This is a genomic window from Streptomyces sp. NBC_00377 (assembly GCF_036075115.1).
GTDB lineage: Bacteria > Actinomycetota > Actinomycetes > Streptomycetales > Streptomycetaceae > Streptomyces.
In genome coordinates this window covers 1,409,608-1,423,540 of sequence record NZ_CP107958.1, presented here as the reverse complement: position 1 = coordinate 1,423,540, position 13,933 = coordinate 1,409,608, and the positions used below count along the sequence as shown (strand labels likewise).

General features: G+C 74.2%; 10 protein-coding genes and 1 pseudogene. 4 read left to right on the top strand and 7 right to left on the bottom strand.

Going from position 1 to position 13,933, the window contains the following annotated elements:
- Window positions 1–12 precede the first annotated feature (12 nt).
- A complete protein-coding gene (locus OHS71_RS06275; protein WP_328477633.1) occupies window positions 13–1,065 on the top strand; it encodes a LacI family DNA-binding transcriptional regulator in 1,053 nt (350 codons plus the stop codon).
- On the opposite strand, the pseudogene OHS71_RS06270 reads toward OHS71_RS06275, so the two are convergent.
- A pseudogene (locus OHS71_RS06270) lies at window positions 1,055–1,168 on the bottom strand (cupin domain-containing protein); the annotation flags it as partial. The gene OHS71_RS06275 and the pseudogene OHS71_RS06270 overlap by 11 nt on opposite strands.
- 317 nt (window positions 1,169–1,485) lie before the next feature.
- Between OHS71_RS06270 and OHS71_RS06265 the strand changes: the two are divergent.
- From OHS71_RS06265 to lhgO, 3 genes are all read left to right on the top strand, one after another.
- The gene (locus OHS71_RS06265; RefSeq protein WP_328477631.1) at window positions 1,486–1,998 is read left to right on the top strand and encodes a hypothetical protein; all 513 of its coding nucleotides are present in this window, start codon (window positions 1,486–1,488) and stop codon (window positions 1,996–1,998) included.
- A 204-nt stretch (window positions 1,999–2,202) separates the two neighbouring features.
- Window positions 2,203–2,991: an alpha/beta fold hydrolase gene (locus tag OHS71_RS06260; RefSeq protein WP_328477629.1), complete on the top strand. Its 789-nt coding sequence runs from the start codon at window positions 2,203–2,205 to the stop codon at window positions 2,989–2,991.
- Between the two features lie 299 nt (window positions 2,992–3,290).
- Window positions 3,291–4,517 (top strand): L-2-hydroxyglutarate oxidase, encoded by a 1,227-nt coding sequence (lhgO, locus tag OHS71_RS06255; protein WP_328477628.1) that lies wholly within the window; start codon window positions 3,291–3,293, stop codon window positions 4,515–4,517.
- Window positions 4,518–4,772: 255 nt separating this feature from the next.
- Here lhgO and OHS71_RS06250 read toward each other — a convergent pair whose 3' ends face one another.
- From OHS71_RS06250 to OHS71_RS06225, 6 genes are all read right to left on the bottom strand, one after another.
- Complete coding sequence (locus OHS71_RS06250; RefSeq protein ID WP_328477626.1) at window positions 4,773–5,726, bottom strand: alpha/beta hydrolase; 954 nt, start codon at window positions 5,724–5,726, stop codon at window positions 4,773–4,775.
- 265 nt (window positions 5,727–5,991) lie between these two features.
- Window positions 5,992–7,059, bottom strand: a complete 1,068-nt coding sequence (locus tag OHS71_RS06245) for a class I SAM-dependent methyltransferase (protein ID WP_328477624.1) — start codon at window positions 7,057–7,059, stop codon at window positions 5,992–5,994.
- A complete protein-coding gene (locus tag OHS71_RS06240) occupies window positions 7,056–8,231 on the bottom strand; it encodes a glycosyltransferase (RefSeq protein WP_328477623.1) in 1,176 nt (391 codons plus the stop codon). Before OHS71_RS06240 ends, OHS71_RS06245 begins: the two co-directional genes overlap by 4 nt.
- Window positions 8,228–9,043, bottom strand: a complete 816-nt coding sequence (locus tag OHS71_RS06235; RefSeq protein WP_328477622.1) for an alpha/beta fold hydrolase — start codon at window positions 9,041–9,043, stop codon at window positions 8,228–8,230. The genes OHS71_RS06240 and OHS71_RS06235 overlap by 4 nt, the downstream gene beginning before the upstream one ends.
- Before the next feature lie 3 nt (window positions 9,044–9,046).
- Complete coding sequence (locus OHS71_RS06230) at window positions 9,047–9,415, bottom strand: acyl carrier protein (protein ID WP_443046867.1); 369 nt, start codon at window positions 9,413–9,415, stop codon at window positions 9,047–9,049.
- Window positions 9,412–13,908, bottom strand: coding sequence for a beta-ketoacyl synthase N-terminal-like domain-containing protein (locus tag OHS71_RS06225; protein ID WP_328484412.1), 4,497 nt, complete (start codon window positions 13,906–13,908; stop codon window positions 9,412–9,414). The genes OHS71_RS06230 and OHS71_RS06225 overlap by 4 nt, the downstream gene beginning before the upstream one ends.
- Window positions 13,909–13,933: the final 25 nt, after the last annotated feature.

Sequence of the window (13,933 nt, the reverse complement as noted above, 5' to 3'; positions counted from 1 at the left end):
AACGGTCCAATCATGAGACCCCCGACCATCCGTGACGTGGCCGACCGGGCCGGCGTGTCCAAGTCGCTGGTCTCCCTGGTGCTGCGCGGCTCCGACCAGGTGCGCGCCGAGAAGCGGGAGGCCGTCTGGCGGGCGGTGCGCGAGCTGGACTACCGGCCCAATGCGGCCGCGCGCAGCCTCAGCGAGCGGCGCACGCTCGCGGACTCGGCCCCCCGCCCGGCCGGGGAGACCCGGACGCCCCTGGTCGGCGTGCTGCTGCACGACCTGCGCAACCCCTGGTACGTCGACCTCCTGGACGGCCTCAACTCCGTACTGCACACCAGCGGAGTGCACATGCTGCTCGCCGACGCCCGGCTGCACCGGCGCGTCGGCCAGGACCCGGCCGGACCCTTTCTGGACCTGGGGGCGGACGGCCTGGTCGTGGTCGGCACGCTGCCCGACGCGGCGGCGCTGGAGACCGTCGCAGGCCGGATGCCGGTCGTCGTCGCGGGAGCCCGCGAGCCGGTGCCGGCCGGGGTGGACCTGGTGGCGAACGACGACGAGCACGGCGCCCGCCTGGTCACGGAGCACCTCGTCGCACTGGGCCACCGCCGTATCGCCCACCTCGCGGGCTACGGCGCCGTCGCCGACTTGCGTCGGCGGGGCTTCGAGGCCACGATGCGGGCGGCGGGACCCGCCCACGAGGCGCTCGTCGAGGCGGGCGACATGACCGAGGAGGGCGGCTACCGGGCCACGGTGCGGCTGCTCGCCCGCGCCGAGCGGCCCACGGCCGTCTTCGCCGTCAACGACATGACGGCGGTCGGGGCGCTGTCGGCGGCCCATGAACTGGGCCTGCGGGTGCCACGTGACCTGTCCGTGGCCGGCTACGACGACACCAGCATCGCGCGGCTGCGTCATGTGTGGCTCACGACGGTCGACGGCGCCGGCCGCGAGGTGGGCCGCCGTGCCGCCCGCTGCCTGCTCGACCGTCTGGAACAGCCCGGGGGAGAGGGGCGGGTGCACCTGGCCGCGCCGGCTCTGGAGCTCCGGGGGACGACGGCACGCCCGTCCGCGCTCACAGGGTGATCTCGTACGCCTTCCGCAGCGTCTCGTGGACGGTCCAGGTGGCCCGGTCGCCCTCGCGCAGCACCGCCAGGTCGCCGGGCCCTACCGTCAGGGCGGGACGGCCCCCGGCCGCGCACCCCATCGATCACCATCACCCATGCGAGTGACCACACCCCGCCGGCCACCGACCGTTGGTGCCGGGCCCCTCGACTCCCTGTCACCACCACCTGTCCGCGGCCGCTCCCGGCATCCCGAACGGTGACGCCGGATCGCCCTGACGGCGATCCGGCTTCTCCTGCCCCGCTCCGCGGGAGCGGGCATTCACCCCGGCCCTGAAGGGACCGGGCACCCCGCCCGAAATCCAGATGGGCTGTCGGCCCAGGTGGGCGGACACTTCGTCATGACTGGCGGCCCGTGCGGCGCCGGGTGATCGTGGAGCCCATGGCGGACGACACCGCGGCGGCGCACGGGCCGCACCGGCACGGCACGCGCGAGGCGCTCCTCTTCGGCGGGGTGTACGGAGCCGTCCTGGCGAGTTCGATGGTCGCCGCGCTCTCCCAGTACGGGCACACCTCCCAGGACAGCCGCCGCTACGACGCCGCCTGGCTGCTGGTGACCGCGTTCGCCTCGGCGCTCGCGCACGGCTACGCCCACTACATCGCGGAGCGGGGCCGGCACCGCAGGGGGGACGCGCTGCGCACCCTCGCCGAGGAGTGGCCGCTCGTGGCGGCCGTCCTGCCCACCGTGCTGATCCTCGCGGGGGCCGGGTGGGGCTGGTGGCCGGCGAACGGGGTCGAGTACGCGGCGTTCGCCCTGAACATCAGCCTGCTGTTCGTGCTGGGCCTGGTCACGGCCCGCTGGTCACACCGCCCGTGGACGGTCGCGGTGCTGATCGGGACCGTGGACGCGCTGCTCGGGGTGATCGTGGTCGTGGCGAACGCGGTGATCAAGTAAGCCGCGAGGCCCCTGCTCACCTCACCCGTTCCAGCAGCCTCTGCTTCAAGCAGGGTTCAGGGCACCAGGGCGTGGTCCGCCGACCCCACGAGGAGGAGGGCCCGGGCCAGGACGACCGCGCAGGCGAGACGGAGCCCTGGGCGAGGACGGACACGGGCCGCCCCACGAGGTGCGGGGGCCCGCGTCCGGCCGCACGCTCGAGACATGGGTGAGCGGTGGGAGATCCGCCGGGCGGGAGCGAGGAACGCCCCGCACCGGGTGCTGATGATTCCGGGCGGGCTGTGCACGACCGAGTTCTACGCGGACGTCATGGCCGAGCCGGCGGTGGCGGGGCTGGGCATGATCGCGGTGACCCAGCCCGGTTTCGGCCGCACCGAGGCGCCCGAGGACGTCTCCATGGACCACTACGCCCGGCTGATGGCGGGCCTCGCCGCCGACGCCGGCTGCGACGCGGTCGTGGGGCACAGCCTCGGCGCCAACCTGGCACTGGAGATGGCCGCGCAGGGGCTTTTCGAGGGCCCGCTGGTGCTGCTGTCACCGACCTTCTCGCGGGGCGACGAGGCGAAGTTCCTGACCGTGCTGAACGCCCTGGGCCGGGTGCCCGGAGCCGGTGCCGCGGCCTGGGCGGCCATGATCAGGCTGCTGCCGAGGTCCATGAAGCGCGAGATGCCCCCGCACCGCGCGGAAGCGCTGGCGGCGGTCATGGGCGCCAACGATCCGGCGGTCTGCCGGCGCATCGTCCGGGGCTACTACGCCTACTTGGACCGGTATCCGTCGCTGGTGCCGAGACTGTGCGCGTCCGGGGTGCCCGCCTGGGTGGTGCGCGGTGACCGCGACGGCATCGGCCTGACGGCCGGCGAGCGTCTGGGTCTCCTCGCCTGTCCGCGCGTCCGCATGGTCACCGTGCCCGACGCGGGGCACCTTCTCCTCGTCGAGCAGCCGGCCGCGGTTGCCGAGATCATCGCGGAGGCCGCCACGGCGTCGGTGCGCTGACGGCGGTCCCCGGCCGCCCGCGGAAGAACGGCGAGGCCGTCGGGGCCTCGCCGTCGTCGTCCTCACCCGCGACCTCGCCCCCTGCGGTGGATTCCGCCCCACCGGCCGGGACGTCCACCTGCCCCCGGGCGCGTTGCCTTCGACGGGTTGCCCTTCGGCGGGTTCCCCGCCCTGGGGCGCGGCCCATGAGGAGCAGGGCGGGGAAGTCCCGCGCTTTTCCCCGCGCAAGACTGTCGCCGTGCGCGCTTGCGCGGCTGATGATCGGGAGCAGCGAGAAAGCCAGGAGAGAGGAGGTGTTGATGTCTGACGAAACGATCGGCATCGTGGGCGCCGGCATCGTGGGGCTGGCCACGGCCCGCGAGATCGCCTTGAGCCGGCCCGGCACCCGGGTCGTGGTCTTCGAGAAGGAACGGGAGGTCTCCCTCCACCAGACCGGCCACAACTCGGGCGTCGTGCACGCCGGCATCTACTACACGCCCGGCAGCCTCAAGGCCGACCTGACGGTACGGGGCGTGGCCCTGCTGCGCGCGTACTGCGAGGACCGCGGACTGCCGTACCGCGAGATCGGCAAACTGGTCGTGGCGGTCCGCGAGGACGAGCTCGGCCGGATGAACGCCCTCTACGACCGCGCCAGGAACAACCATGTGCCCGATCTGCGCAGGGTCTCCCGCGAGGAGATCCGGGAGATCGAGCCGAACGCCGGTGGCGTCGCGGCGCTGTACTCCCCGCGCACGGCGATCACCGACTACCCGGCGATCGCCCGTGCCTTCGCCGAGGACGTGGTCGGCTCCGGCGGAGAGGTGCGGACGGGCTTCCCCGTCGCCGGCGTCAGGGAGGTCCCCGACGGCATCGAGGTCGCCTCCGGGGCGACGGGAACCCCCGGGGCCGAAGGCCCCACGAGGGTGCGCGTGGACCGGCTGATCCTGTGCGCGGGCCTGCACTCCGACACCGTGGCCGGCCTCGCGCGGGACCGGCGGGACCCGCGGATCGTCCCGTTCCGGGGCGAGTACATGCTGCTCAGACCGGAGCGGACGGACCTGGTGCGGGGGCTGATCTATCCGGTGCCGGACCCTCGCTACCCGTTCCTGGGCGTCCACTTCACGCCCCGCGTCGACGGCTCGGTGGAGGTCGGCCCCAACGCGGTCCTGGCCCTGGCCAGGGAGGGGTACACACGCACCCGGATCTCTCCGAAGGACCTGCTCGGCCTCGCCGCCTACCCCGGCGTCTGGAGGATGGCGGCCCGGCACTGGCGGACGGGCATCAGGGAGTACCGGGGGTCGTTCTCGGCGGCCGCCTTCATGAGAGACGCCGGGCTGTACGTCCCCGGCGTCGGCGTCCAGGACGTCGTGCGCGGCGGCGCGGGCGTGCGCGCGCAGGCCCTCGACCGGGACGGCACCCTCGTGGACGACTTCCGTATCCACCGGGTGGGCCGGGTCACCGCCGTCCGCAACGCGCCCTCGCCGGCCGCCACGGCCTCGATGGCGATCGCCGAGCACATCGCCGAAGCCGCTTTCGGCCGAGCCTGAGGCAGCAGCCGGGGGAAGCGGGTCGGCGGGGAAGCGGATCGGGCAACGCGCCGGGGAGAGGATTCCACGACGCCTCGGCCGGCCCTGGGCACCGTCGCAAAACGCTCCCTCATCGATTCGCCCCGGGCGCTTCGGGCGGCGCGGACGCCGGGAGCCGCTGTCCGCTAAACAGTTGCAGCGGCAGTGGCCGTGGCAGCCCGGGGCGGCCGCCCCGAGGGGACGGGTGGCCGCACCGGCATGCCGGTCGGGTGCGTCTCAAGAGGCCTGCTGCGTACCGACACTGGTCGCCTGCCTGATATGACGTGCCATCAGGGCGTAGGTGGTCCGGGCCTTTTCGTCGTCCGTGGCGTCGTAACCGTGGTCGGCGCCCGGGACGTCGTGGTGTTCCACGAGCGCACCGGCGGCCTTCAGCCGCCCGGCGTAGCGCGTCGCCTCGTTCCTGAGCAGGTCGTACTCGGCGGTGATGACCAGCGCCGGGGCGATGCCCCTGAGGTCGGCGGTGTCCGAGGCGCCCGCGGGCGACACGAGCGGGTGGGCCCGCTCGCGGGCGTCCGGCACGTAGGACGCGTCGAAGATGTCCCCGAGCCAGGGGCGCAGCACCGGCCTGGCCACGGCGGCCTTCTTGTCCCTGGCGCTCGTGGCCAGGTCCAGCGGAGGATAGTGCAGCACCTGGAGCGCGATCGGCGGGCCGCTCTGCTCCAGGGCCTGGCGGGCCACCGCCGCGGCGAGTCCGCCGCCCGCGCTCTGCCCGCCCACGGTCAGGCGCCCGCCGTCCCAGCCGTGCTCCGCGCCGTGCTCGGCGACCCAGCGGACGACGTCGTAGACCTGGGTGGTCGCGGCGGGGAACGGGTGTTGCGGGGCGACGACGCACCGGACGTTGACCACGACCACACCCGCCTCGGCGGCGAGGATGCGGCAGAGCCCGTCGTCCATCTCGGGCATAGACATCACGTAGCCGCCGCCGTGGAAGTTGACGTGCACGGGCGGACGCGTCGCCGTTCCGGTCGGGGTTGCGTACACCGTGACCGGGGCCGGTGCGACGGAGGTCATGACGGTCAACTCACGTACGTCACGCGGGTATTCGGGAAAGCGGGCCTGCCAGGAGGCGGCGGAACCGGCGCCGCCGCCCCGGCGGCTCGCCAGCCGGGTGAGGCCCTGCATCGTCTTGGCGGCGAGGGCGGCCACCGCCGGTCTGGCCAGAAGGGGCATGCGGGTTCCGTTCGTCGAGCCGTGCCGTCGATCGCCAGGATTCCTGATGAAGAGAACGGGGCGAAGCTAGTGCCGCGACAGGCAACGTTCGCCCCGTCGCGACGCCCGGCACGCACTCTCGCCGCACCGGCCGAAAGCCCAGGTACGTCCAGTACGAGGACTTCCGGCCGGCACGCCGAGAGCACGCACCGGACGCCGCTCCTTGAAGGGCAAACGTTGCCCGCCGCGGCACTAGCACGGAGGGACTCGCGGGCGCACTCGTCCTTCAGTCCCGCCGGGCCACGATCCGGTAGGCGTTGGACACGCCCAGCCGGTGCGACAGGGGGCGCACGGCGAACCGGTCGAGCAGGGTACCCACGAGCAACGCCGGGATCCCGGCGAGGAGCAGCGCCGCGCGCAGCGTGCGGCGCAGTGCGTTCGGCGGCCCGGGCAGCCACGGCGCGTCGTCGCGCGGCGCCGCGTGGTCCAGCGCCAGCCATACGGCGGCCAGCAGGTCGACCGGGTCGTGCGGCTCGGCGTGCTGCTCCGCCACCACCGTGAAGCCCAGGTCCGTCAGCCGTTCCCGCAGGTTGGCGACGGGTACGAAGTGCAGGTGCTGCGGCTGGAGCCAGGGCAGCCACCAGCGGCCCAGGAGCCGGGCGTAACGGCTCTCGGGGTCCGGCACCTCGATGAGGAGATGGCCACCGGGCCGTACCGTCCCGCGTGCGGCCCGCAGTTCGCGGTCGGGGTCAGTGCTGTGCTCCAGGTAGTGGAACATGCTCACCACGTCGTAACGGGCCGCCAGTCGGGGTGCGAGATCCGGGAAGCTCCCCCGGTGGCCGGTGTCCACCCGGCCTTCCCGCTCGGCGAGTTCGACGCCGTCGGTGAAGTCGAGTCCGTCGAACGTGGTCCGGGGCAGCACCTCCCGGGCGGCCTCGCAGAAGTGACCGTGCCCGGTGCCGACGTCCAGCCAGGCCTTCGGCTCCGGGTCGTGCGCCAGCATCGACTCGGCCCGCCCCCGGTACATCTTCGTACGGCCCCCGAAGGTGTCCCCGAGTTTCTTCTCCCCCAGTCCGTCGTAGAAGTCGCGGTAGTAGAACTCCAGGCCCTCGGCGTTCAGCCGCGGGTTCTGGAAGGTGTGCCCGCAGCCCCCGCAGCGGTCCAGGACGAAGCGGCCCGGCTTGTGCTGGAGCAGATCGGTGGTGCGCAACCGGGTCGTCAGCGCCGGCGAGCCGCACCACGGGCAGGTGGTGCGGCGGGGCTCGAAGAAGCGGGCCGGCCCGCCGGCGATGTCCGCCTGGTACCCGGGGCGCAGCCCGGCGATCCGCTCGGCGGACTTGATCTCTTCACTCATCCGAACTCCCCTGCCAGGTCCTCGAGATGGGTCGCCGCGGCGGTGGAGCCGCCCGCGGCGCGGAACGCCGTACGGATCAGGCCGGCTGCGGCGCGGTGTCCGGGTTCGTCCAGGACGGAGTCGATGGCCGCGCCCAGTTGCCGCACGGTGACCCGGCCGAACCGCACCCGCACCCCGGCCCCCGCGTCCGCAACCTGGCCGGCCACGACCGGCTGGTCGTCGCGGATGGGCGCCACGACGAGCGGGACCCCGTGCCACAGCGCCTCGCACACGCTGTTGTGCCCCGCATGGCAGACCACCGCGCCGCCACCCCGCTCCAGCCGTGCCAGCAGGGCGAGTTGGGGTACGTGCGGCAGGACCAGCACGTCCTTGTCGTCGCTACCGGGCTCCAGCGTGCCCCCCGGATCGACGATCACGCCCTGCATCCGGTCGGCCCGCTCCCGCAGCGCGCTCCGGCACACCTCGAGGAACCGGCCGCCGACGTCGGTGTTGGCGGTGCCGAGCGTGACCAGCACGGTGGCGCGGCCGCCGTCGAGCCACTCCCAGGGAAAATCGGAGCCGCACGGGCGGGATGTGATCGACGGGCCGACCCAGCGGACGCCCGGCCGTGCCTCGCCCGCCAACTCCGGTGTGCTGAAGGCCAGGACGAGGTGCGGAGAGAAACGCGGGTCGGCGGTGCCGGCCGGATCCCCGATCGCGGACCGCAGTCCCGCCAGCCGCCCGTCCAGCCATTCCTCGACCTTGGGCAGTCCCGCGAGAGGGTCCGTGAGCTCGGCCGAGGTGGTCGCCGAGGTCGCCCACGGCAGGCCCAGCCGCTCCGCGACCAGCGCCCCGGCGAAGGCCTGCTGGTCGGCGACGACCACCTGCGGCCGGAACGCCTCGACGGCCGCCCGCACACCCGGCGCCATCGCCTCGGCGAGCGGCAGCAGGTACCACTCCCACAGGAACTTCAGCGCCTGCGGACCGCGCAGGTCGGCGGGCCGCTCGCCCCGCGGTGCGCCGCCGCAGGCGAACACCGTCCCGGCCGCGGGTCCCGCCAGCCGTTCGACCAGCTCCGGATCGGCGCAGGCCCACGCCACCCGGTGCCCCCGAGCGGTGAGTTCGGAGGCGACGCCGACGGCCGGGTTGAGGTGCCCGGTCAACGGCGGTACGACGAACAGGAACCGGCTCACCCGGCCGCCTCCGACGCCACCCGCCCGGCCTCGTCGACGAGCGAGAGGATGTGCCCGCCGACCGTCCCCGAGGCCTCGACCAGGACGGAGTGCTCATGGCCCGGGATCACCACGGTCCGGCAGTCCGGCAGCACCGCCCGCAGCCAGGGCGCCAGTCCGGCCAGATCCGAGTCCGCGCCGTACAGGCCCAGCACCGGGCAGCGCACCGCCGACACCTGCTCGTCCGTGAGGACCCTGCTGGCCGGGATGTCCCGTCCGAGGGTCGTCTCCCGGGCGAGCCGGGCCGCGCCCCTGGCCAGCCGGGCGGTGTTGTGGCCCCGGTTCGCGGTGATCCAGGCGATCGCGTCGGACTCGTTGTGGGCGAGCTGGTTCACGACCCGTTCCAGGATCCCGCCGAGCTTCACCGCCCAGGCGGCGGTGGCCGGTTCGGACTCGATCAGGCTGACGCTGGCCGCCCGCCCGGGGTGACGGGCCGCGTAACCGAAGGCGATCGTGCCGCCGTAGGAGTTGCCGACCAGATGCACGGGGCCGGTCACCGCCAACCGGTCGAGCAGCGCCGCCAGATCGTCGACGTTGTGGTCCAGTGTGTAACCCTCGGCGGGCCGCTCGCTGCGGCCGTGCCCGCGCAGGTCGTACATGACGACGTCGAGACCGGCGGCCGCGAACGCCGGGGCGACGGTGAAGTAGTAGCTGGCCAGGCTGTCCGTGAGCAGCCCGTGCACCAGCACCACGGTGGCGGTGGCCGGGCGGCCCTGCCGGGGACCGATCCGCTGTACGTGCAACCGGACGGAGCCGGTGTCGACCATCGCCATGGCTCAGCTCGCCTCCGCGGCCTTCAGGCTCGTCACGACGTATTCGACGAGCCGTCCGACGGTCAGTTCGATGATCTCGTCGAACTCCATGCCGGCCAGGAACTCGGCGAAGTTGACCCGGTCGCCGTACCGCTCCTGGAGCAGGGCGGCGAGGGTGACCAGGTCGATGCTCTCCAGTTCCAGGTCGCGGTTGAAGGTGGTCTGCATGTCGATGGCGATGTCGTCGAGGCCGTACTCGTCCTGAAGGAGCCGCGCGAGCATGCCGGTGATATCGGCCAGGACGGCCTTCTCGTCGGCGGTCACCGGGGCGGGGCCGGTGGAGGAGGGTGTGGCGGGGGCCGTGGTGCGGGGGTGGGGGGTGGGGGGTGTCATCGGGGGTCGTACTCCTCTGCGGTCGGGTGTCCCGTCGTCCAGGCCACTACGTACGAACGGTCCGGCAGCCGGGCCGGGTTGGCGGCCGGCGCGCAGTGCACGGGGTAGGCGCGTTCCCGACGGCCCGAGACGGTCAGCCGGTCGCCGGCCGGGCTCGCGTCGAGCACCGTGAAGTCCCTCGGTCTGCCGGCGAACCCGGTGCCCTCCGCCTTTGCGACGGCCTCCTTCGCCGCCCAGAAGCGGGTGAACCAGAGGGCTTCGGAGTCACCGGACTCCGCCGACAGGCGGCGCAGCAACAGCAGTTCGGGCTCGCCGAGGGCGACGGCGAGGGCCTCCGCAGTGCGGTCGGTGACCTCCTCGATGTCGATTCCCGGGCCGGGACCCGGTGTGCGCGGCCGCACGATCGCCACGCCGGCCTCCGCGCAGTGCGCCAGCGAGACGTCCAGCGGAGGCAGGACCCGGCCGTGCACACCGGTGACGTACGGCCGGCCCGCCTCGTCGTTGCGCACCCGCAGCTCCGCCGGGAAGACCGGGCCCTCGCCCTGGTCCCACAGCCACCGCCGTACCGCGTCCTTGGCCGCGATCCGGCCCAGCAGCCACTGTCGGCGCCCGCGCGGCGCGTGCTCCGCGTACTGCGAACGCTCCGCGCCGCCCAGGGAGTTGCGCATGATCAGCTCGCGGGACGCCAGGTCCGGCCACCGCTCGTGCAGCAACTGCCAGCCGCCCGGCCGGGTCTCGGACAGGGTGTGGTGTTCAGGGAAGCGCTCGACGGGCCGGGTCTGCGGGTCGTTGTCGAAGCGGCGGTCCTGCCAGCCGTACAGCTCGGCCCACACCGTGCCATGGGTCGTCAGTTGTACGTCGGCCTCCAGGAACGTGTCGGTGAGCGCGGTGATCCGCACCTGGCACCCCACCTCGCTCCCCGGCGCCGGGTGCGGCCCGTAGAAGCGCGTCTCCCGCATGCCGACCGGGAAGACGACGGTCCGCTCCGTGCGGGTCGCCATGATCCAGTAGCCCAGGATCTGGCCGACGTTGTCCAGCAGCGCGCCGGGCGCGGGCGGGGTGGTGATCACTCCGCGCACGTGGCGGTCGCCGATCGCGGTGAGTTCGGTGACGCCCCGGAACGCCGGGCCGTGGAACATCCAGCGCTCGTCGTAGAGCTGGGCGGCGGTGTGCTCGGGGACGCGCTCGGCGCCGGGGTCGGCGGGCCAGGGAGCGGGAGGCGGGAAGGCGTGGGAGCCGGCCAGTTCGACGGTCGCGCGGGCCCGGGGGCCGAAGGAGACAGCGAAGCGGTCCGCGCCCTCGGACGTCACGGTCACCGGTACGTCGACGGCGGGCGTGGCGGTGAGCCACTCCTCGAACCGCGCGCCGTGCACGGCGACCGCCACCCTGCCGGGGGCCGCCTGTTCTGCGGCGTCCACGAGGTGCTGCACGATCGTCGTCGCCGGGACGACCGGCCACCGGTCGGCGATGTCGGGCCAGCCGGGCCGCTGGGGGAAGAAGCAGTGGTCCAGCAGGTAGGGCATGGTGTCGGGGGAGACGTGGACGCTGGTGTGCCACGGGCCCGCCGGCCGTGCGGCCGCGGGGTCGGCGGGTCTCGCGGCCATGAGGGCGGCCGCCGTGTCCGCCGTCTCGTGGAGCAGGGCGGACAGTTCGGCGGCCATCGGTGAACTGCCGACGAGGGCGTCCAGCGGCGATGTCCCGACGCGGCCCGCCGCCCGGCCGGGGGAGTGTGCCCCGCTTCGCGGTCCGGTGAGCTCGGCACGCAGTTCGGCGAGCCGCCGCGGTGCCAGGGACACCAGGGCGCCGCCCAGGTCGAGTCGTACGGACGGCCGTCGCGCCCGCGTGTCCGCGACGGGCGCCAGGGAGGGGGCCACCGGCGCGCCCGCCGTCCACAGGGCGGTGGCCACCCGGCGGAGCTGGGCCAGGCCGCTGCGGTGGGGCGAGTTGGCGGCGACGACCAGGTGGTCCCGGCCGTCCAGGGTGTCCGCGACCAGGGAGCCGAGCCGGCCCGGGCCGACCTGGACGAACACCCGGTGCCCGGCCGAGTGCAGCGCCTCGGCCAGCTGCCGGAAGCGGACGGGCTCCAGCAGATGGCGGACGAACAGGGACCTGATCCCCGCCTCGTCCTCGGGGAAGGGCGCGGCGGTCGTCCCCGACCAGAGCGGAGTGTGCGGCGGACGCAGCCGGAACCGGTCGGCTGCCTTCTTGATCGGGCCGAGATGCGGTTCCAGCATGGGCGTGTGGAAGCCGGACCGGAAGGGCAGCACCTGGCTGAGCACACCCCGGGCGCGGAAGGCCCGCACGAACTCCTCCACCGCCGGCTCCGGGCCGCACACCATCGACTGATGGGGCGCGTTGTCGTGGGAGAGCACCAGACCCGCCCCGGCCCCGCCCTCGTCGCGCAGGGCGGCCAGCACCCGCCCGGCGGACGCCCCGATCGCACCGTAGGCCAGCCCGGGCACCGACACCTCGGCCGGGTCGAAGCCCGCCATGAAGGCGTCGACCTCCTCCCCGGCGTACAGCCCGGCGGTCGCCATCGCCGTCCACTCGCCCACACTGTGCCCGGCGACCGCGTCCGGCACGATGCCGCTACGGCGCAGCGCGGCGTCGAGGAGCCGGCCGACGGCGACGACACCGAACCCGTGGCGGCCCACGTCGGCGGTCCGGTCCCCGGTGACGGTGGGGGCCGGCAGACCGAAGCGGGCGGCCACGTCGTCGACCTGCGGCGTGAAGTCGCCCTCCAGGCCGGGGAACAGGAACGCCAGGGCGCCGCCTCCGGACCCGAGCAGCGGGGCCGGACGGAACCACATGTCGGCGCGGCCGTGCCAGGCGCGCTGCCCGGCGACCGTGCGGCGGGCCAGCGCGAGCCGCTTCGCGGTGGGGTCGACGATGCCGAGGCGGGCCGGTCCGGCCTCCGGGTGCGGCCGGGAGGGGGCGAGTCCGGCGGCCCGTACGGTGTCGTCGTCGGTGTCCAGGAGCGCGGCGAGGGCGGCGGGGGAGTCGGCGGCGAGCAGCAGCACCTGCTCGGGTTCGGAGACCGCCAGAACCGGACGCGGCGGTGCCGTGGCGCGTGATCGGCGTGCCCCCGGCGCCTCCTCCAGCACGACGTGGGCGTTGATCCCGCCGAACCCGAACGCGTTGACCGCGGCCCTGCGCACAGGCTGCCGTGCGGTGGTCTCCCAGTCGGCGGCCTTCTCCAGGGTGCGGAACCGGGTGCGGGCCAGGGCGGGGTGCGGGTCGTCGCAGTGCAGCGTCGGCAGCAGCGTGCCGTGGTGGACGGCGAGCGCGGCCTTGACGAGGCCCGCGATACCGGCGGCGGGCATGGTGTGCCCGATCATCGACTTGACCGACCCCAGGACGGCGTCACCGTCGCCGGGTCCGAACACCTCGGCCAGGGTGGTCAGTTCGGCTCCGTCGCCCGCCGGCGTCGCGGTGCCGTGCGCTTCCAGCAGACCCAGGGAGCCGGGTTCGGCCGGGTCGAGCCCGGCGGCCCGCCACGCCTGCCGCACGGCATTCGCCTGACCGCCCGGGTCGGGGTTGACCAGCCCGGCCGCCCTGCCGTCGCCGGCCACCCCGGTGCCCCTGATCACGGCGTAGACCCGGTCGCCGTCGCGTTCGGCGTCGGCCAGCCGCTTGAGGACGACGACGCCCGTGCCCTCGCCGATCAGGATGCCGTCGGCGTCCCGGTGGAAGGGGCGGATGCGCTGGCTGGGGGAGAGGGCGCGGAGCTGGGAGAACACGCTCCACAACGTGATGTCGTGGCAGTGGTGGACGCCTCCCGCGAGCATCAGGTCGCAGCGCCCGGAGGCGAGTTCGCCCACCGCCTGGTCCACGGCGACCAGGGAGGACGCGCAGGCCGCGTCCACGGTGTACGCGGGACCGCGCAGGTCCAGCCGGTTGGCGATCCGGGAGGCGGCGAGATTGGGCACCAGACCGATCGCGGACTCGGGACTGTCCGGGCCCAGCCGCTCGGTGAACGCCTCGCGCACGCGGCCCAGTTGATCGGACGTCAGATCCGGCAGCAGCTCGCCCAGTGTGCGCACGAGTTGCCCGGCCGTGCGGACCCGCTGGTCGAGCCGGGCCAGGCCGGGGGTGAGGTAGCCGCCCCGGCCGAGGACGACACCGGCCTTCCCCCGGTCGGGGAGCCGGTCCGGGCCGCCCGCGTCGTCGAGGGCGGCCGAGGCCACATGCAGCGCGATCAGCTGGTCCGGCTCCGTACCGGCCACGGAGTGGGGCATGATCCCGAACCGGGTGACCTCGACCTCCGCCAGGCCGTCCACGAACCCGCCCCGCCGCGCGTACACCCGGTCCGCGACGGCCGGACGGGACGCGGTGCCGGGACGGTAGTACTCCGCGTCCCAGCGCCCCTCCGGCACCTCGCCGATCGCGTCCACACCGTCCCGCAGGTTCCGCCAGTAGGCGTCCAGGCCGGCGGCGCCCGGCAGCAGCACCGCCATGCCGACGATGGCGACCGGCACCCGACGCAACGTCATGTCATGGTGCGCGCCGTTGAGTTGC